Below are 18,825 nucleotides of genomic sequence, written 5' to 3' on the forward strand. Positions count from 1 at the left end.
GGCGGTCACAGCAGCTCTATGCCGAAGGGGCGCATGAGCAGCGCGAACAGCCCGAAACAGACGACCGTGATGCCTGCGCTGGCCAGCAGTGCCAGCCAGAACCCCAGCCGTGGGAGCAGCAGCGGAAACGCCAGGAACATCGGCAGGGTCGGTAGGACATACCAGAAGGTATGCCAGGCGTGGTTGGCGATCTTCTCCGGCGATTGCTTCTCCAGGTACAGCCAGATCAGCGTGAGGAGGGTGATGAGCGGCAGCGCGGCAATGAAGCCGCCGAGCTTGTCGCTACGCTTGGCCACCTCCGACACCAGCACGACCATGGCAGCGGTCAGCGCGTATTTGGTGATGATCCAGGACATGGGTTTCTCCCGTACGAGCCGCAGCCCTGGCCGAGTTTGGCCAGGGCTGCGGTGGTTACGCCGAAAACGAAACTCAGAACACCTGTTCGATGGTGATGTATTCGCCATCGGTGCGCAGGGTGAGTTTCACCGTCTCGTTGGTGCGGTTTCGCCAGAACCAGCCGTGCTTGCCGTCGAACGCGGCGACCAGTTCACCCTGCAGCTCAGGCGCATTCTTGCCCTTGCCATAGCCATGGTAGAAGCCCTTCGGTGCCTTGTAGGGATCGCCGTGGGTGTCGTAGTTGAGGCGCCCGCCATTGGCCGTCCAGTGGAAGTTCGCCTTGGCGCCTTGCTTCATTTCCAGCTTGATCTCGGTGGCCTGGTTGGGCTTGAGTGTCAGGTTCACCTCGTGCTGCTGGGTGGCGACTTTTGGTGGCTCCGGTTGCGCAGGCGTTGGCGCGGCCGCCGGGGCTGGCTCGGCCTGTGCCGCCACCAGTTCATCCTTGTCCGGCGTTGTTGCGGCAGGTTCGGCTAGAGCGGCTTCGGCCGGCGGCTGCGCTTCGGTCGCGGCTTCCTCGGCCAGGGTCTGCTTCAGCTCGCCCATCTGGGTCAGGCCCAGCAGTCGGCCGGCACCGGTCGGGTCGATGGCATACTCGGCGGGCATCACCACGGTTACCAGCAGCACGCCGGCGGCGATCAGGGCGATGAGGGTGGAGCGCAGCAGCTGGCCGCTGCTGGGCAGCTCGCTCAGGTCGGGACGTTGGTTGTTGTACATGGGGCAAATTCCTTACGAAGACAGGGCCAGGCCGGTGAGCTGGTAGCCCATCAGCAGGAAACCGGCGCTCATCATGGCGACGTTGGCGGTGTAGGCGTGGCGCCAGAAGCCGGCGGTGCGCCGCCAGTAGCCCATGGCAATGAGGATGGCGCTCAGCGCTAGCAGCTGGCCGACCTCGACGCCGACGTTGAAGGCGATCAGGTTGGCGATCAGGCCATCGGCGGCAATCTCGTATTCGAGAATCTTGGTCGCCAGGCCGAAGCCATGGATCAGGCCGAACACCAGCGTCGCGGCGCGGGTATCGGGCTGATAGCCGAACCAGCGTTGAAAGGCGCCGAGGTTGTCCAGTGCCTTGTAGACGACCGAGAAACCGATGATGGCGTCGATCAGATAGGCGCTGACGCTGATCTCCATCAGCACGCCGAGCAGCAGGGTGACCGAGTGGCCCACTGCGAACAGGGTGACGTAGAGCCCCACGTCCTTGAGCCGATAGAGGAAGAAGATCACCCCGAAAAGGAACAGCAGGTGGTCGTACCCGGTGATCATGTGCTTGGCGCCGAGGTAGACGAACGGCAGCAGCATCACGCCGGAGCTTTCCTGGATGAAGCCCTTGTCGCCTTCGGCCACGCCATGGGCGAGTGCGTCGGGCACGAGGAAGAACAGCAGCATGCCGAAAACCGGCAGCAGCGAGTGGCGCAGGCGTGCGTAAAACGCAGCGAGCCCGCGCAGGGATTGCGAATGCATGGAATGGTCCTGAGCTGGTGAGAAGAGGTCGCCTGAGGCGACCGCGGTCGCAGCAGGATCAGGCGCGAGGTGGACGCTCGATGCGTGACACCGGCCCTTCGGGCAGCGCGCGCCGTGGCCAGGCTGGCAGGTCGGTGCGCTCGGGCTGCGCAGACAGGCTGAGCAGAAGCATGGGATGGGGTGTTTCGTGGATGTGATCGCCAAGCACGTGCACGTGTTGCAGCTGGCACAGCGTGCAGTTGCCGGGCTGCCATTCATGGCTGGGAGCGTGATGATGGTGATCGTCGTGCCAGTGGGCGCCAGCACCGTGCTGAGCCGCGCCGTTCAGCCACGACAGCGCATGGCCGCCCCAGCCCATCAGCATGGCGATGAGCAGTGCGGATACCAGCGGGGTCTTGAGGCGTTGGCGGATCATCAGCGATCTCGTGTTGCAGGCGTCGCACGCAAAGCAGGGTATGCCGTTTCGCCTGACACCGCGCGCTGCGCATCGTCAGGTCGACGCGATTCTGGCAGCCATCGTCGGATCTGTCTGCGTGTACTGCCATTGCTCAATGGGCTAATTTCCCTTCCGCCTTGGTAGTAGTCTGAGTGCCCACGGACGCTGGGCACCGGTGCCACTGTGGCTGCTCATAGCGGCCAGATCCAGAGAATCGCCGGCACGGCGCAGAGCACCACCAGAATCGACAGCGGCAGGCCCAGCCGCCAGTAGTCACCGAAGCGGTAGCCACCCGGCGCCATCACCAGCGTGTTGGACTGATGCCCGATGGGCGTGAGGAAAGCACAGGACGCACCGATCGCGACCGCCATCAGGAACGGATCGACTGACGCATCCATGCCGCGTGCCAGGCTGATCGCCACCGGGGCAGCGAGGACCGCGGCGGCCGCATTGTTGACCACGTTGGAGATCAGCATCACTGCCACCATCAGCAGCGCCAGCGTCGCTGCAGGTGGCAGTGAATGGCCAACCGACAGCAGGGCGTCGGCGATCAGCTGCGAGCCCCCGCTGGTTTCCAGCGCCTGGCCGACCGGCAGCATGGCCGCGACCAGCACGATGACCGGCATGTCGATGCTGTCGTAAATGCGGCCCATGGGAATCAACCCGACCAGAATCATCACCAGCGCGCCGGTGACCAGCGCAGTGGCCGCCGGCACTAGGCCGAAGGCGATGGTCGCCAGGGTGATGGCGAAGATGGCGCTGGCCAGCAGCACGTTGCGCGGGGTGGTGATGCTCAGCCCGCGGGACGCCAGCGGCAGGCAGCCCAGACTGTTCAGACTCGACTGCAGGGCATCCTCGCGGGCCTGCAGCAGCAGGATGTCGCCCGTGGCGAAGCGGATCTTGCCGAGCCGTTGGCGCAGCCGCTGCCCCTGGCGGGCGACGGCCAGCACGTTGACGCCGTGACGTTCGCGCAGGTCGAGGCCGCTGGCGGTTGTGCCCACCAGTATCGAGCCGGGGGAGATGATGGCTTCGGCCAGGGCCAGCTCGCCGTGCCGGCTCTTGTGATTCTTTTCGGTCCTCTCGTCTTCGAGCGCCTGTTCGGCGGCCTTCTGCTCGTTCTGTGCCTTGTCCTCCTGCTCGTCAACATTGGCCGCCAGCTCGACGCCGGTGACGTCGAGCAGCGCCTTGAGACTGTCCGAATCCGCTTCCACCAGCAGGATGTCGCCCTCGCGCAGCACCTCGTAGGTGGACGGCATGCGCTGGCGCTCGTCACCGCGCACCAGGGCGATCACCTGCACATCGGCTTCGTCCTTCACTGCATTGATCAGCGCGTGCAGGGTGCGCCCGGCGTACTTGCAGCTTTCCGGCACTCGCACTTCGGTGAGGTAGGTGCTGATCTCGAACAGATCGCCGTTGCCTTCCTGCTCCTGCCGCCGCGGCACCAGCCGCCAGCCAAGCAGCGCTATGAACAGCACGCCGGCGACGGTCACCGCAGCGCCCACCGGGAGAAAGGCGAACATGCCGAACGGCGCCTCGCCAGCCTCGGCGCGATAGCCAGCGATGATCAGGTTGGGCGGGGTGCCGATCAGCGTCAGGGTGCCACCAAGCAACGAGCCGAACGCCAGTGGCATCAGCAGATACGACGGTGAGCGCCCGCTCTGGCGCGACATCCAGATCGCCACCGGCATGAACAGCGCCAGCGCGCCGACGTTGTTCATGAAGCCCGAGCTGAGCGCGACGATCCCGGTCAGCGCGGCGACCTGTGCCCACGGCCGCTCGCCGACCTGCATCAGACGTCGCGCCACGGAATCCACCACGCCGGCGTTGAGCAGTCCGCGGCTGAGGACCAGCACTGCGGCCACCGAGATCACGGCGGGGTGGCCGATGCCGGAGAACACCTCGTCCGCCGGCACGACGCCGGTCAGTGCGCAGGCGAGCAGCGCGCCGAGGGCGACCAAGTCGTAACGCCAGCGATTCCAGACGAACAGCACCAGCGTTGCCGCCAGTACGCCAAAGACGATCAGCTGTTCGCCGGTCATGTACTTTTCTCCAAGCCGCCAGGAACCCGCAGCGCGTTGGCGCCTTGGTTCGGGGCGGTAATGCCAGTGGAAACTAGGATGAGGTATTGCGCTGCAGGCCACCTGGCTGCAGGGGTAATGCGGCTGTCATAAACAGACTGCGGTCGCTGCGCAAAGGTGCCGGCAGGATATGGCAAAAATGTGCGCTGCGGGGCAAGGTGGCGGCACAACAATTCGAAAGGTCCTTGCCATGCCCGAGTCCGTTGCCCTGCACTGCACCGATGGTTTCACCCTCGCCGCGCAGCTGTGGCGGCCGGCAGGCGCCGAGCGCGGCGCGGTGATCATCAGCTGCGCCACCGGGGTACTGTCGCGCTATTACGCACGCTACGCGAGCTTTCTCACTGAGCACGGTTTTACTGCACTGACCTACGACTTTCGCGGCATCGGCGGCTCACGACCGCAGCGCCTGCGCGGCATGCAGATGCGCTGGCGCGACTGGGGCGAGTATGACTTCGATGCCGCGGTGCGCTATATGCGTGAGCGTGATCCGCACGGGCTGCTGGTTGCAGTGGGGCATAGCGCCGGTGGCTTCATGCCGGGCTTTGCCGAAGCCGCCAGCGAGGTGGACCGCTACCTCAACGTGGCCGGACAGTACGCCTACTGGCGCGACTACGCCGCTGATCAGCGCCTGCGTATGTACGCCAAATGGCACCTGTTCATGCCCGCGGTTACCCGGCTGGCTGGCTATTTTCCCGGCCGGCGCTTCGGCTGGCTGGAGGACCTGCCGGCGGGCGTCGCGCTGGAGTGGTCCCGGCGCGGCGCGCGCCTGGAAGACAGCTACCCGCCTGACGAACACGAACTGCTGTTTAGCCGCTTCGCCGCGATTCGTGCGCCGATCCTCGCGGTCAGCACCAGTGACGACGAGTTCGCCACGCCGGCCGCCATGCGCCGCGGGCTGGGCTACTTTCTCAATAGCCCGCGCCAGTTGGTTCAGCTCAATCCACGCGTGATGGGCTTCGAGCGCATCGGCCACTTCGGCCTGTTCCACGACCGGCACCGCAACGGTTTCTGGCGCGAGACGCTGGAGTGGATAGCCGAGGGTCGCAATCCCTGGCTGGCCGATGAGGTGATCGAGCCCGGTGCCGCGCTGAACAGCGACGCTGCCATTCCCTTCGGCACGCCATCGGGCTATAAGCCTGGCCCATGAACAAGACCGCCCTTCAGCAACAGATCATCGCCACCCTCGAAGCCGACCGCGAGGTCGCCAGGACCGTGCTGGCCGCGACCCACGAGGCCGCCACCCATGCCGAGAGCAAGGCCGAGAACAAGTACGACACCCGCGGGCTGGAAGCGGCCTACCTCGCCGACGGGCAAAGACGACGTCTGCACGAGATCGAGACAGCGCTGGCCGCCTACCGCAACCTGCAGCCGACCATCGGCTCGGACGAGTACGTGCGGGTCGGAGCGCTGCTTTGCCTGGAGCACGATGGCGTCGAACGCTGGTTCTTCCTCGGCCCGGATGCCGCGGGGCTGAAATTGCAGCATGAAGGCCGGGAGATTCTGGTGATCTCGCCGCGTTCGCCGTTGGGGCACGGGCTGCTGGGGCGCAGGATCGGTGACGAAGTGGAGCTGCGGGTCAACGGCCAGCCGCAGTGCTACGAGGTGCTGGAGATTCACTAGGGCAGCTGCTTGTTTCGGGCTGGTCTGGGGTAGGCGCGATTCGCGGTCAAGAACGCTCCCAGGCTGCGCCTACCGAGTCTGGAAACGTAACCACCCCCGAGCTGTGGCTCAGTCTGCGGTTGCCGGCTTGCGTCGGCGAGCCGGTTTGCGTGGTGCGGCGCTGCGTTTCTTCTTCCATGGTTTTCCGCCGCGGCCGGCGGCCATCGGCGGGCCGCTGATGGTCATGCGCAGACCGGCGCAACGTTCGACCAGTTTGCTCATCCACGCCGACTGTTTGGCGACGAATTCTTCCAGCGGCATCTCGCCGCTCTGCACCATGTCCAGCGCCTGCTCCCAGATCGCCGTGGTCCCGGGGTCGGCAATCGGCCGCGGCACGGCGTCGATCAGGCTGAACGCCGCCGGTGTCGCCGCCAGCGCCTTGCCCTGGCGAACCAGATAACCGCGGTCGAGCAGTCCCTGGATGATCCCGGCGCGGGTCGCCTCGGTGCCGATGCCGGTGGTGTCCTTGAGTTTCTGTTTCAACCGCGGATCGTCCACCAGCTTGGCGACGTTCTTCATCGCCTTGATCAGGTCGCCTTCGGTGAAGGGTTTCGGCGGCTGGGTTTGTTGGTCCTTGAGCGTGATCTCGCCCACCGCGTAGTCCTGACCTTGTTGCAATGCCGGAAGGCTCTGTGGCGCGGGAGCTTTGCGATTGCCCCGTGCCGGCGCCAGCGCTTCGGGCATGGCGCGCTTCCAGCCCGGTTCGACGATGCGCTTGCCCACCGCCCGCAGCGCCTGGCCGGCGCAGTCGAAGTCGGCCTGGGTGCGGTCGTACTCGTGGTTGGGCAGGAACTGCGCCAGATAGCGCGCGCGGATCAACTCGTACACCGCACGCGGTCGCCCGGACAGACGTTCCAGACCCCGCGCTGCTGCGGTGGGGATGATGCCGTGGTGGGCGCTGACCTTGGCATCGTTCCAGGCCCGTGAGCGGCGCGACAGGTCCAGATGCGGCTGCAGCGCGGCGAGCGTCGGGTCGGCCTGAGTCAGCGCCGCGACAATGGCCCGCGCTTCGCCGTGCTGGCTCAGCGGCAGGTAGCCGCAATCGCTGCGCGGGTAGGTGATCAGCTTGTGGGTTTCGTACAAAGCCTGGGCGATATCGAGGGTTTCCTGAGCGCCGAGGTCGAGCTTCTTCGAGCAGACTTCCTGCAGCGTGCCGAGATCGAAGGGTAGTGGTGCCGCCTCGCGCTGGCGCTCGGTCTTGAGCTTCAGCAGGCGAGCGCTGGCGGCGTTGCGCATGGCGTCCGCAGCATGCTGCGCACGAGCCTGATCGAGGCAGCGGCCCTGGTCATCGCAATGGTCGTCCGGCGCCTGCCATTGCGCGGTGAACGCGTTGCCATCGGCGAGCAGCTGCACATCGATGGCCCAGAACGGCACCGGGATGAAGTCGGCAATGCTGCGGTCGCGGTCCACTACCAGGCGCAGCGTCGGCGTCTGTACCCGGCCCACCGGCAACACGCCCTGGTAGCCGGACTGGCGGCCGAGCAGGGTGAACAGCCGGCTCATGTTCATGCCGATCAGCCAGTCAGCACGCGAGCGGCCGAGGGCGGCGTGGTAGAGATTGAAAGTCTCGGCGCCGGGCTTGAGCGCGGCCAGCGCCTTGCGGATCGAGGCGTCGTCCAGGGCCGACAGCCACAGCCGGCGGATTGGCCCGCGATAGCGGCAATGCTCGACCAGCTCGCGGGCGATCATCTCGCCTTCGCGGTCGGCGTCGGTGGCGATCACCAGTTCGCTGCATTCGCCGAGCAGGCGCTTGACCGCCTTGAACTGGCTGGCGGTCTTCGGCTTGACCAGCATCTTCCAGCGTCCCGGCACGATTGGCAGGTCCGCCAGCACCCAGCGCTTGTAGCGCGGGTCGTAGGCGTCTGGCGGGGCGGTTTCGAGCAGATGGCCGATGCACCAGGTCACCGTCACCCCGGCGCCCTGCAGGCAACCGTCGCCACGCCGGTTGGCGCCGAGCACCTTGGCGATGTCGCGGGCCTGGGAAGGTTTTTCGCAGAGATAGAGTCGCATGGAGGCTGTGACGGCAGCGGTCGATGGCGCGAAGCATGTGCACAAACGGCGCTTCAGGCAATCTTTATCTGTATGTGCATACAGTTGTTGTGCGCCGATACCGGTCGTTCTTGAGCATGATCAAGTCTGGCGACGGCGAGGAGGCTTAGCCTGTGGTCACTGCAACAACGCCAGAAAAGGCACGCGCAATGGCCAAGAAATTTCCCCTCGAACCTTCCCACCCCGAACGTGTGTGCTGGGGCTGCGACCGCTATTGCCCGGCAACTTCGATGGCCTGTGGCAACGGCGCGGGCCGCACCCAGCATCCAGCGGAAATGTTCGGTGAGGACTGGTATCTGGATGAATGCTGGGGTATCGACCCGGAGCTGATCGCCAAGACCCGCAAGGAGTCGTCGAGCTGATGTTGCGCGGAGTCCTGCGCTAGGCGCGGTCGGCGAAACGCTGCACCACCACACTGCCAATGATGTCGCCCTCGACGTTGACCGCCGTGCGCACGGTATCCAGCAAGCGGTCGATCGGCAGCAGAATCGCCACCGCCTCGGCCGGCAGGCCGACCGCCTGCAACACCATCACCATGGTCACCATGCCGGCGCTGGGAATCCCCGGCGCGCCTGTGGACGCGATCATCGCCGTGAAGAACACCACCGCCTGCTGCGCCAGGCTCAGCTCGATGCCCATCAGGTTGGCGACGAACAGCGCGGCGGCCGCTTCGTAGAGTGCGGTGCCGTCCATGTTCATGGTCGCGCCCAGCGGCAGCACGAAGCCGGCGATGCCCGGGCGCACCTTGAGGTTGTCCTCCGCGCAGCGCAGGGAGATCGGCAATGTCGCCGCGCTGGAGCTGGTGGCAAACGCCGTGATCAGCGCCTCGCGGGTGCCGCGGAAAAACCACAGCGGCGATTTGCCGGTCGTGAGAAAGAGAATGCCGGGCAACACCACGATGCCGTGGAACAGCGTGGTGGCGAACACCAGCACGATGAAGCCGCCCACCGCACTGAGCAGCGCGACATCCTGCTCGGCCACCAGCTTGATCAGCAGCGCGAGGATGCCCAGCGGCGCCAGGCGCATGATCCAGCCGATGATCCGCATCATCAGCTCGAGAAATTCCTGCAGCACCACGAGTATATTGCGGTAGCGGTCGCCGCCGGCCACCAGGGCGATGCCGATGAACATGGCGAACACCACGACGGCCAGGATGCTGCCGTTAGCCAGTGCGGCGAAGGGGTTCTGGAACAAGTTGGCGAAGAAGTGCAGGAAGAACTCCGGCAGCGTCAGCTGACGCGCCTCGAAGTCGTTCATCGCCTCGGCGAACAGGTCCAGCGACAGCCCCGCGCCCGGCTTGAAGATGTTCGCCGCGACCAGCGCCACCAGCATCGCCGCACTGGTGGTGAGGGTGAAGTAGACCAGCGCGCCGCCCCACACCCGGTGCACCTGATGGTGCGCCTGCAGATTGGCCACGCCGACCACGATGGAGGTGAAGATCAGCGGGATCAGCACCATCTTCAGCAGGCCGATGAAGATGCTCCCGGCCAGGGTGCTTGCATAGAGCACGCCCTCGCGTACGGGCGCGTCGGTCGGCAGTGTGCCGGTCAGCCAGCCGATGGCGACACCCAGGCAGGCCGCGACAAGAATCTGCAGGTTGAGACTGGGCAAAGGGGTGGCTCCTCGGATCGGTAGCGGTGGCGCTAAGCAAAAGAATGAACGCTGCGGCAAAAAGTTCGCATCGCGCGGCGCAATCATACAGACGCGACGCAACCGACGTGCCAATGACCTGGCGTCGGCGGGCCGCTGACAAAGCCTCGCGGCTGGGTTTTCATGACCGGGCAGCTAGAAGAGGGCGCGAGTCATGAGCGATCAGGACATCGAACAACGCATCGCCCGCGATATCGCCAGATGGCAGCGTGGCGTGCAGGAAAAAGGCGAACCGCTGGTGATGGACGAAGGCTGGCTGCAGACGCCGCCGGGCCTGCGCTTGCCGTTCTCGGTGCTGAAAAGCGCCGGGGTGCCGCCACGGGAGGTGGAGTTGCTGGCGCAACGTGCCGCGTTGCGCGAACGACTGGATGCCTGCAGCAATACCCAACAGCGCGAGCGGCTGGAGCGCGAGCTGAGCGGGCTGGAGCAGCACATCGCCTTCCGGCTGGAGGCGTTGCAGCGCCTGGGCCGCGGTTGAGCGCCTAACTGGCGTTCGCCCATGGCAGGAGTAGCATGCGCATTCGGTCAATTCCTACAGGACGAAACACGTGGCTACAGCACGAATCGGATTTCTGCCGGCGGCGTTGATCGCCGCGGCAGTGGCCTTCGCCGGCTGGTCGGTGGGGCAGGGCGTTGAGCGTTTCCGCATGGCCGACCGCACGGTGACGGTCAAGGGCCTGGCGGAGATGGACGTGAAGAGCGACTTTGCGGTTTGGACGCTGGGCTTTCGCCGTGGTGGCGATCAGTTCGCCGAAGTGCAGAAGGGGCTGAGCGAGGATCGCCAGCTGGTGCTGGATTTCCTCCGCGAGCAGGGCTTCACCGACGCGGAGATCGAAGTGCGACCGTTGCAGGTCCAGGATCTGCTGGCGCGTGAATGGGCCTCGCGTGATGTGGCGCTGCGCTTTAACGGCCAGGGCCAGGTGCTGGTCAAGTCAGAGCGCGTCGACGCGGTGGGTAAGGCGGCCAATGCCATCGATCCGCTGATCTTGGCCGGTGTTCAGCTGGATACCGAGATGAACGGCTTCGCCGGGCCGCGTTATCAGTTGCGTGGGTTCAATGAGCTCAAGCCGCAGCTGCTGGAAGCCGCCACCAGCAATGCCCGTGAGCAGGCGACGCGTTTCGCCGAGGATGCTGGTGCCACGCTGGGGCGCTTGAAGAATGCCAACCAGGGGGTGATTCGGGTTATCGATGACGATGGCAGCGATATGGACAGTGGGCGGACCGTGGGGAAACGGCTGCGGGTGGTGAGTACCTTTGAGTACACGCTGGATTGATTTGAGCTGAGTCCCTGAATGACGCGCCAACCGCCTGCCAAGGCGGATCAACCGCACTGCCCGGGCGCTTTCAAGCCCGGCAGCCAAGACAGTGAGCCGAATAGGCGACATTATCGGCTCACCACATGAGCCGAATAAGCTCGCTAATCGGCTCACAGACGAGCAGTCCTCATGAATGACCCGCTCTGGATCTGGCAGCAGCCAATCAGAAGTGCGCAATGCCGGCTCGTAGAAGTTGGGCCGAGGCCTGCATCGCTGCGGCTGAACCAGGCAAGGAAGTCGTCCAGTCGTTCTTCCTACCAGGCTGTGGCCGAAGTCTCGAAAGCAACCGCCACGCGCCATCCGAGCTACCTTGTCGAGAAGGGCTGCCGTGCCCGGCTGCCCGGCTGCGGGCGCAGCACGCGCTACCGGATACAGTAGCCGGCACACGCTCAAGGCTGACCCCGCAGAGACAAAGGGGCGTACGGAGGTGCGCGACACTATCGTGCCATTACGCCAAGTTTCGCTACTATCCGGTTAATTCAGAATTACCCAGGGATAAGAAATGGACTTCACCCCCATCATCGCGCAGGCCTGGGGCATGCTGGCTTGGTTCATCCCGGCCGCCCTTCTGATCGGCCTGCTTAAATCGCCCTGGGCCAAGGGCCATATTGGCGAACTCCTGGTGCGATTGTTTGCCCATTGGCAGTTGGACAAGCAGACCTACCGCCGCCTGCACAATGTCACCTTGAACACGCCAGACGGCACCACGCAGATCGACCACGTTTTTCTTTCGCCGTACGGCATTTTCGTACTGGAAACGAAGAACATGAGTGGCTGGATCTTCGGTAGCGAAAAGCAGGCGCAGTGGACGCAGAAGCTCTACAAAAGCACGTTCAAGTTCCAGAACCCGCTACGCCAGAACTACAAGCACCTCAAGGCCCTGGAAGCCACCCTTAGCGTTAGCCCCGAGCACCTGCACTCGGTCATCACCTTTGTCGGCGGCAGCACCTTCAAAACCGAAGTGCCGGCCAACGTGACCCAGGGCATCGGCTTTATCCGCTACATCAGGTCATTCCAGCAACCGGTATTCAGCGAGGCTGAGGTCGACGCCATGCTGCATGCCCTGCAAGCCGACCGCCGAGCGCCAACCCTCGCCACCCACCGTGAGCATGTGCAAAACCTCAGGCGCCGTAGCGATCCAACCGCAGAACGACAATGCCCGAAATGCGGCAGTGCGCTGCTGATCCGCACCGTGAGGTCGGGGGCAAAAGCAGGGCAGCAATTTTGGGGATGCTCAGCGTTTCCCAAGTGCCGGACGATGCAGAGTCTTTGAAATGCAGAAAGGCTTGAAGCGTAGTCTGTGTCCAGCTACTCGTTTTTAAGATGCCCAGCTGTCACTGACGGTCTCGGCATCAGAGCCAGGTCTTGCTGGTTGTTTTGGTTTGTTTTTGCACGAACCAACAGGCAATACCGAACGCCCCTTTTAGGAGGGTGAGTGGAATCGTTGCGTAAGGGGGTGAGCCGCATGGATGCGGCGAAAGGCTTAAAGGGCCATGGACGGCCCTTGTAAGCCGACCCCTGAAGCGGCGATGGAACGAACGAACCCCGGCGCAGCCGGGGCCGGATGGAGGGGCAAGCGTTTTTGGTTACTTTTTCGGCGTCTGGAAAAAGTAACTCGCCCAGCAGGGCGAAACCAAGCTCTCAAGCAACTCGCCAACCGGCCTGGTTCCGCGTAGTCAACTCGCCCGACAAATCAATGCCCTGGCTGCCAAGGCTGCCCCAGCGATACCGGCGCGTACAACCGCGTGCGGATCGCATCCCGCGACAGCAGCACCAGTACCAGAATGGTCGCCACATACGGCAGCATCGCCAGCAGGTTGCCGGGGATCGCCAGGCCGAGGCCCTGCGCCACCAGGTGGAGGATGCTGGCCAGACCGAACAGGTAGGCGCCGAGCAGGACGCGGCTCACCCGCCAGCTGGCGAACACCACCAGGGCCAGGGCGATCCAGCCGCGTCCGGCGGTCATGTTTTCCGCCCACATCGGCGTGTACGCCAGCGACATGTAGCCGCCGGCAAGCCCGGCCATGGCGCCGCCGAACATCACCGCCAGGGTGCGCACGCGCAGCACCGGCAGGCCCATGGCACTGGCGGCATTGGGGTTCTCGCCGACAGCCTGGATGATCAGGCCGATGCGGCTTTTCAGCAGCACCCAGGCCACCAACGCAAACAGTGCGAAGGACAGGTACACCAGCAGATCCTGGGCGAACAGCATGCGGCCGATCACGGGAATCTCGCTGAGCAGCGGAATGGCGATCGGCTCGAAGCCGGCCAGCGGCTTGCCGACCCAGCTGGCACCAACGAAGGACGAAAGGCCGACGCCGAAGATGGTCAGCGCCAGGCCGGTGGCGACCTGGTTGGCATTGAAGCCCAGTGCCACCATGGCGAACAGCAGCGAAAGCAGCACGCCGGCCAGGCAGGCGAACAGCACGCCGAGCCAGAGGTTGCCGCTGGCGAAGGCGACGATGAAGCCGATCACCGCGCCGAACAGCATCATGCCCTCCTGGCCGAGGTTGAGTACGCCGGTCTTCTCGCACACCAGCTCGCCGAGGGCGACCAGCAGCAGCGGCGTGCCGGTGCGGATCATGGCGTAGAAGATATTGGTCAGCAGATCCATGTCCATCGGTCAGGCCTCGAACTTCAAGCGGCAGGCAGCGGGTGAAAGGGTAAGCAAGCGGGCGAGCGCGATCATGTGGCCGGCTCCTCTTTGGCGCTGACGAGCGCCGGTTTGCGTGCCCACAGCTTCAGCCGCGGGCGGTAGAGGATCAGTACGTCGCAGGCGAGCAGGAAGAACAGCACCATGCCCTGGAACAGCTGAGTGATGGATTGCGGCAGGTTGGCGGCCATTTGCGCGTTCTCGCCACCGAGGTAGAGCAGCGCCATCAGCAGGCTGGCGAAGACGATACCGATGGGGTTCAGGCGACCGAGGAAGGCCACGGTGATCGCCGCGTAGCCATAGCCCGGTGAAACTTGCGGCACCAGCTGGCCGATTGGCCCGGTGACTTCGGCGACACCGGCCAGCCCGGCCAGGCCGCCGCTAATCAGCAGAGCGATCCATACCAGCTTCTTGTCGCGGAAACCAACGAAGCCGGCGGCGCGCTTGTCCAGGCCGAGCACCTTGATCTGGAAGCCGAGAAAACTCTTTTGCAGCAGCACCCAGACCACCACCAGCGCCAGCAGGGCGAAGTAGAAACCGCCATGCACGCGCAGCCCTTCGATCAGCTCGGGCAGCCGGGTGGCGTCGCCGAACATCGCCGACTCGGGGAAGTTGAAGCCTTCCGGGTCCTTCAGCGGGCCGTGCACGGCGAACAGCAGCAGGTTCAGCGCAATGTAGTTGAGCATGATGCTGGTGAGGATTTCGTTGGCGTTGAACGCCGTCTTCAGCCAGGCGCAGAGCCCGGCCCAGGCGGCGCCGCCGAGCGTGCCGAGCAGCAGTGTCAGCACCAGAGACCAGCGCGAATCCCAGTCGATGATGTTGACCGCCAGCGCGCTGCCGGCCAGGGCGCCGATGAGTAGCTGGCCTTCGGCACCGATGTTCCAGATGCGCGCGTTGTAGACCACCGCCAGGCCGAGGGCGCAGAGCAGGATCGGCAGCGCCTTGACCAGCAGTTCGGAGATGCCGTAGAGATCGCCGAGCGGGTCGATCAGCAGCACCTTGAGGGTTTCCAGCGGCGGATGGCCGAGCAGGGCGAAAAGCAGCGCGCCGCTCAGCAGCGTCAGCAGTGCCGCCAGCAATGGCGAGAACCAGAGCATGGCCCGTGAGGCCTCGCCGCGGGGTTGCAGGGATAACAGCATGATGGATTCTCGTCAGGCGGCAGAGGTGGAAACAGGGGTGTCGCTGGTATCGAACTGGCCGGCCATCCAGCGGCCGACTTCGACCGGGCAGGTGCTGGCAGTAGCGCGCTGTGGCGACAGCCTGCCGTCGCTCAGGGCGGCGATGCGGTCGCTGATCTGGAACAGCTCCTCGAGGTCTTCGGAGATCACCAGGATCGCCGCGCCGGCATCGCGCAGTTCGATCAGCGCGCGGTGGATCGCGGCTGCCGCGCCGACGTCCACGCCCCAGGTCGGGTGCGCGGCGATCAGCAGCTTCGGCTGCTGCAGGATTTCGCGACCAAGGATGAATTTCTGCAGGTTGCCGCCGGACAGGCTCGCCGCCGGGGTCTGTGCGTCCGGCGTCTTCACGGCGAAGCGCTGGATGACCTGTTCGGCGAAGGCGCGCACCTTGCCGCGGCGGATCATGCCGTGCTCGACCATGTCGGTCTGCTGATAGGCGGTGAGCAGGCCGTTGTCGGCCAGGCTCATGCTCGGCACCGCGCCGTGACCGAGACGTTCGGCCGGCACGAAGGCCATACCATGGCGGCGGCGGGCGTCGGGGCGCAGATGGGCGACGTCGTCACCGAGAAAGCGGATGTGCATGGCCTGGGCGGCAGGCAGGCGCTGTTCGCCACTGAGCAGGGCGAGCAGCTCGTCCTGGCCGTTGCCGGCGACTCCCACGATACCGACGATCTCGCCGGCGCGCACTTCCAAGTCCACCTCTTCGAGGGACACGCCGAACGGATCGGCGTTGTGCCAGGACAGTCGCTCGACCCGCAGGAACGGCGCGCGGCCCTCGCTCTTCGGGTATTCGGCTTCCAGCCCCTCGGCATCGCCGACCATCAGCCGCGCCAGTTCCAGGTCCGAGCAATCGGCCGGCACGCACTCGCCGGACACGCGGCCGGCGCGCAGCACCGTGGCGCTCTGGCACAGCGCGCGCACCTCGTTGAGCTTGTGGCTGATGAACAGGATGCTGCAGCCCTCGGCCGCCAACCGGCGCAAGGTCACGAACAGCTCGTCGGCCTCCTGCGGGGTAAGCACCGAGGTCGGTTCGTCGAGGATCAGCAGGTGGATGTCCTGCATCAGGCAGCGGATGATCTCCACCCGCTGGCGCTCGCCGATGGACAGGCTGTGCACCAGCCGTTGCGGCTCCAGCGGCATGCCGTAGCGCTGCGAGACCTCGCGGATCTTCGGCTCCAGCTGCTTCGGCGTACCGGCCTTGGCGCCCAGCGCCAGGGCGATGTTCTCCGCTACCGAGAGCGTCTCGAACAGCGAGAAGTGCTGGAACACCATGCCGATGCCGCGCTCGCGGGCCTGCGCCGGGTCGCGCATGGTCACCCGTTCGCCTTGCCAGTGGATTTCGCCGGCGTCCGGCTGGGTCACGCCGTAGATGATCTTCATCAGGGTGCTCTTGCCGGCGCCGTTCTCGCCGAGCAGGGCGTGGATCTCGCCCGGCTGGATCGACAGGTCGATACGGTCGTTGGCCAGGCAGCCTGGATACTGTTTGGTGATGCCGCAGAGCTGGAGGCGTGCGGTCTGGGATTCGGGCATGGAGGCGTCCGCTGGGTTTTTCATGACCAGGGTGTAGCAAAAAGCTGGCCAGGCAGTCAGGAATTGAGGTGCGACGTGGCCACGGCAGCTGCGCCACCGGTTAGCCATGCGACGATGTTAGCCGGTGCATCGCTTTGGTGCTTCACTCGGTGACACCGTCGTGTCGATGCACTGCCATGGGGCGGGACGACCGCAGGCCGGATGGGCTGCTAAGCTAACCGTCCTTTCCGCTTCCACCGGTTGCCTGCATGAACCAGATGGACCTTCATTCCGCCGAGGAAACGATTGCCCAGCGTGCCGCCCTGGCGCGGCTGATCGATGGCCTCTTGCGCGACGACGGCATGCATCCCACCGCGATTGACGACCTCTACCTGATCCGCTGCAGCGCGCCGAGCGAACTGGTGCACGGGCTGCACAAGCCGGCGCTATGCATCATCGTGCAGGGCAGCAAGGAGGTGCGCCTGGGCGACGAGCTGTACACCTACGATGCGCTGCACTACCTGGTGGTATCGGTCACCGTGCCAGTGGCCGGTCGCGTGCTGGAGGCCTCATCCGGCGAGCCGTACCTGTGCATCCGCCTGGATATCGACCCGGCAATGGTCGCCACCCTGGTGGCCGAAAGCGCGCCCTTGAGCCAGCCCGTGGAAGGGCCGGCGCGCGGGGTTTATCTGGACCGCATCGATGCGCCGTTGCTGGATGCCACCTTGCGTCTGGTGCGGCTCTTGGCCAGCCCGCAGGACATCCCGGTGCTGGCGCCGCTGGCCATGCGCGAGATTTTCTACCGTCTGCTTTGCGGTCGGCAGGGGCGCCATCTGCACGAGATCGCAGTGCGCGACAGTCAGGGCCATCGTGTCACCCGCGCCATCGAATGGCTGAACCGCAACTACGTCGAGCCGCTGCGCATCGAGGAACTGGCGCAGCGGGTCAACCTCAGCAGCTCGACGCTGCATCACCGCTTCAAGGCGCTCACCGCGATGAGCCCGCTGCAATACCAGAAGCAGCTGCGCCTGCAGGAGGCGCGGCGGCTGCTGATCGCCGAGGGGCTCGATGTGTCCAGCGCCGGCTACCGGGTCGGCTACGAAAGCCCCTCGCAATTCAGCCGCGAGTACAGCCGGCTGTTCGGCGCCTCGCCGGTGAAGGATCTGGCCCGGCTGCGCAGCACCGCTTAATTCAGCGCGGCGCCGGGTCCGGCACTTCGCGTAACGCCTGGGCTGCGTCGATGGCGCGCGGGAAGCCAGCGGTGACGGTCGTCAGGTACACCACCTCCTTCAGCTCCTCACGGGTGACGCCCAGGCGCAACGCGTAACCGGCGTGGACCTTCATGTATTGCAGATTGCCCTGCGCGGCGAAGGCGGCGATCACCGCCAGCTGGCGGGTGCGATCATCCAGCTCGCTGCGTCCCCAGACATCGCCCAGCGCATAGCCGGTGATGCCCTCGGCGAGAAACGGATAGTCCTCGCGCAGCGCCTCGAGCACCGGTTGCCCGGCACCGCCGGACAGGTGATCCATTACCTCGACGCCGCGTTCGTGGCGCTCGTTGCCGGCGGCTTCCAGCGAGGCGAAGGTCAGCGAGCCGAACACGGCCAGGCAGGCCGCGGCCAGTGTGTTGCCTGTACGAAGGGTCATGGCGGCGTCCTCAATAGGGGCTGGCGGTGGGGCGCACCACCAGCTCGCTGACGTCGACATCGGCCGGCTGGTCGATGGCATAGGCGATGGCGCGGGCGATGGCGTCGGCCGGAATGGCGATGCGGCGGAAGTCGTCCATGGCCGAGCGGGCGGTGTCATCGGAAATGCTCTCGGCCAGCTCCGATTCGGTGACGCCCGGTGACACCAGGGTCACGCGGATATCGCCACCGACCTCCTGGCGCAGGCCTTCGGAGATGGCCCGCACCGCGTACTTGGTGGCGCAGTACACCGCCGCGGTCGGGCTCACCGCGTAGGCGCCGATGGAGGCGATGTTGACGAACTGGCCGGCGCGCTGGCGCTGCATCAGCGGTAGACCGGCAGCGATGCCGTGCAGCACGCCACGGATGTTGACGTCGATCATGCGGTTCCACTCGTCGACCTTCAGCGCGTCCAGTGGCGAAAGCGGCATCACCCCGGCGTTGTTGACGATCACGTCGATGCGGCCGAAGCGCTGTTCGGCGAAGTCGACGAAGGCCTGGGTGTCCTCGCGGCTGGTGACGTCCAGCGCGTGGCAGGCGGCAACGCCACCGCTTTCGTCGATCTCGGCGACGAGCTTTTCCAGCCGATCCAGGCGTCGCGCGCCCAGCACTACCGTTGCGCCCTGGGCCGCCAGCAGCTGCGCCGTGGCTTCGCCGATGCCGCTGCTGGCGCCGGTGATGAGTACGACTTTGCCGTTGATGTTCGACATGGGTTTGTCCTCCGCAGGTTGATTCGGGCGACGTCGGTGACGCCGTGG

19 protein-coding genes and 1 pseudogene are annotated in these 18,825 nt (G+C 65.4%); 8 read left to right on the top strand and 12 right to left on the bottom strand.

Annotation, left to right across the window (positions count from 1 at the left end):
* Positions 1-5: 5 nt before the first annotated feature.
* The 5 genes from LW136_RS06660 to LW136_RS06680 all read right to left on the bottom strand — a co-directional run bounded on the left by LW136_RS06660 (position 6) and on the right by LW136_RS06680 (position 4,329).
* The gene (locus LW136_RS06660) at positions 6-356 is read right to left on the bottom strand and encodes a DUF3147 family protein (RefSeq protein ID WP_014821149.1); all 351 of its coding nucleotides are present in this window, start codon (positions 354-356) and stop codon (positions 6-8) included.
* A 73-nt stretch (positions 357-429) separates the two neighbouring features.
* A complete protein-coding gene (locus tag LW136_RS06665) occupies positions 430-1,110 on the bottom strand; it encodes a hypothetical protein (protein WP_041013286.1) in 681 nt (226 codons plus the stop codon).
* A 12-nt stretch (positions 1,111-1,122) separates the two neighbouring features.
* Positions 1,123-1,854: a HupE/UreJ family protein gene (locus LW136_RS06670; protein WP_041013287.1), complete on the bottom strand. Its 732-nt coding sequence runs from the start codon at positions 1,852-1,854 to the stop codon at positions 1,123-1,125.
* A gap of 58 nt (positions 1,855-1,912) precedes the next feature.
* Positions 1,913-2,269 carry a hypothetical protein gene (locus tag LW136_RS06675; protein WP_041013288.1) on the bottom strand — a complete coding sequence of 119 codons (357 nt, stop codon included), beginning with the start codon at positions 2,267-2,269 and terminating at the stop codon, positions 1,913-1,915.
* 212 nt (positions 2,270-2,481) lie between these two features.
* The gene (locus tag LW136_RS06680) at positions 2,482-4,329 is read right to left on the bottom strand and encodes an SLC13 family permease (protein WP_041013289.1); all 1,848 of its coding nucleotides are present in this window, start codon (positions 4,327-4,329) and stop codon (positions 2,482-2,484) included.
* A gap of 229 nt (positions 4,330-4,558) precedes the next feature.
* On the opposite strand from LW136_RS06680, the gene LW136_RS06685 reads away from it, so the two are divergent.
* Together LW136_RS06685 and LW136_RS06690 are read left to right on the top strand one after the other, a co-directional pair.
* On the top strand, positions 4,559-5,515 hold the full coding sequence (locus LW136_RS06685; protein ID WP_041013290.1) for an alpha/beta hydrolase family protein: 957 nt from the start codon (positions 4,559-4,561) through the stop codon (positions 5,513-5,515).
* Positions 5,512-5,988, top strand: coding sequence for a GreA/GreB family elongation factor (locus tag LW136_RS06690; RefSeq protein WP_041013291.1), 477 nt, complete (start codon positions 5,512-5,514; stop codon positions 5,986-5,988). The genes LW136_RS06685 and LW136_RS06690 overlap by 4 nt, the downstream gene beginning before the upstream one ends.
* A gap of 108 nt (positions 5,989-6,096) precedes the next feature.
* On the opposite strand, the gene LW136_RS06695 is transcribed toward LW136_RS06690, so the two are convergent.
* Positions 6,097-8,037 (bottom strand): DNA topoisomerase III, encoded by a 1,941-nt coding sequence (locus tag LW136_RS06695; RefSeq protein WP_234174783.1) that lies wholly within the window; start codon positions 8,035-8,037, stop codon positions 6,097-6,099.
* A 188-nt stretch (positions 8,038-8,225) separates the two neighbouring features.
* On the opposite strand from LW136_RS06695, the gene LW136_RS06700 reads away from it, so the two are divergent.
* Entirely contained in the window at positions 8,226-8,438 is a 213-nt protein-coding gene (locus LW136_RS06700; protein WP_003300856.1) for a DUF3079 domain-containing protein, read from the top strand.
* 19 nt (positions 8,439-8,457) lie between these two features.
* Here LW136_RS06700 and LW136_RS06705 read toward each other — a convergent pair whose 3' ends face one another.
* Positions 8,458-9,687, bottom strand: coding sequence for a dicarboxylate/amino acid:cation symporter (locus tag LW136_RS06705; RefSeq protein ID WP_041013293.1), 1,230 nt, complete (start codon positions 9,685-9,687; stop codon positions 8,458-8,460).
* 193 nt (positions 9,688-9,880) lie between these two features.
* On the opposite strand from LW136_RS06705, the gene LW136_RS06710 reads away from it, so the two are divergent.
* From LW136_RS06710 to LW136_RS06725, 4 genes and pseudogenes are all read left to right on the top strand, one after another.
* Positions 9,881-10,204 carry a hypothetical protein gene (locus LW136_RS06710; RefSeq protein ID WP_041013294.1) on the top strand — a complete coding sequence of 108 codons (324 nt, stop codon included), beginning with the start codon at positions 9,881-9,883 and terminating at the stop codon, positions 10,202-10,204.
* Between the two features lie 70 nt (positions 10,205-10,274).
* The gene (locus tag LW136_RS06715) at positions 10,275-11,000 is read left to right on the top strand and encodes an SIMPL domain-containing protein (RefSeq protein ID WP_041013295.1); all 726 of its coding nucleotides are present in this window, start codon (positions 10,275-10,277) and stop codon (positions 10,998-11,000) included.
* A 285-nt stretch (positions 11,001-11,285) separates the two neighbouring features.
* Positions 11,286-11,420, top strand: a pseudogene (locus LW136_RS06720) (DUF4172 domain-containing protein); the annotation flags it as partial.
* Positions 11,421-11,544: 124 nt separating this feature from the next.
* Positions 11,545-12,315: a nuclease-related domain-containing protein gene (locus LW136_RS06725; RefSeq protein ID WP_041013296.1), complete on the top strand. Its 771-nt coding sequence runs from the start codon at positions 11,545-11,547 to the stop codon at positions 12,313-12,315.
* Positions 12,316-12,735: 420 nt separating this feature from the next.
* Here the strand turns inward: LW136_RS06725 and LW136_RS06730 are convergent, their stop codons facing one another.
* The 3 genes from LW136_RS06730 to LW136_RS06740 form a co-directional block, all read right to left on the bottom strand.
* Complete coding sequence (locus LW136_RS06730; protein ID WP_011914010.1) at positions 12,736-13,662, bottom strand: ABC transporter permease; 927 nt, start codon at positions 13,660-13,662, stop codon at positions 12,736-12,738.
* A gap of 65 nt (positions 13,663-13,727) precedes the next feature.
* Positions 13,728-14,834: an ABC transporter permease gene (locus tag LW136_RS06735; RefSeq protein WP_041013297.1), complete on the bottom strand. Its 1,107-nt coding sequence runs from the start codon at positions 14,832-14,834 to the stop codon at positions 13,728-13,730.
* Between the two features lie 12 nt (positions 14,835-14,846).
* Positions 14,847-16,403, bottom strand: a complete 1,557-nt coding sequence (locus LW136_RS06740; RefSeq protein WP_234174784.1) for an ABC transporter ATP-binding protein — start codon at positions 16,401-16,403, stop codon at positions 14,847-14,849.
* A gap of 248 nt (positions 16,404-16,651) precedes the next feature.
* On the opposite strand from LW136_RS06740, the gene LW136_RS06745 reads away from it, so the two are divergent.
* On the top strand, positions 16,652-17,572 hold the full coding sequence (locus LW136_RS06745) for an AraC family transcriptional regulator (protein WP_031297319.1): 921 nt from the start codon (positions 16,652-16,654) through the stop codon (positions 17,570-17,572).
* Between the two features lies 1 nt (position 17,573).
* On the opposite strand, the gene LW136_RS06750 is transcribed toward LW136_RS06745, so the two are convergent.
* On the bottom strand, positions 17,574-18,029 hold the full coding sequence (locus LW136_RS06750; RefSeq protein WP_041013299.1) for a carboxymuconolactone decarboxylase family protein: 456 nt from the start codon (positions 18,027-18,029) through the stop codon (positions 17,574-17,576).
* 10 nt (positions 18,030-18,039) lie between these two features.
* Positions 18,040-18,777, bottom strand: coding sequence for an SDR family oxidoreductase (locus LW136_RS06755; protein ID WP_041013300.1), 738 nt, complete (start codon positions 18,775-18,777; stop codon positions 18,040-18,042).
* Positions 18,778-18,825: the final 48 nt, after the last annotated feature.

The organism is Stutzerimonas kunmingensis (assembly GCF_021432085.1).
Lineage (GTDB): Bacteria > Pseudomonadota > Gammaproteobacteria > Pseudomonadales > Pseudomonadaceae > Stutzerimonas.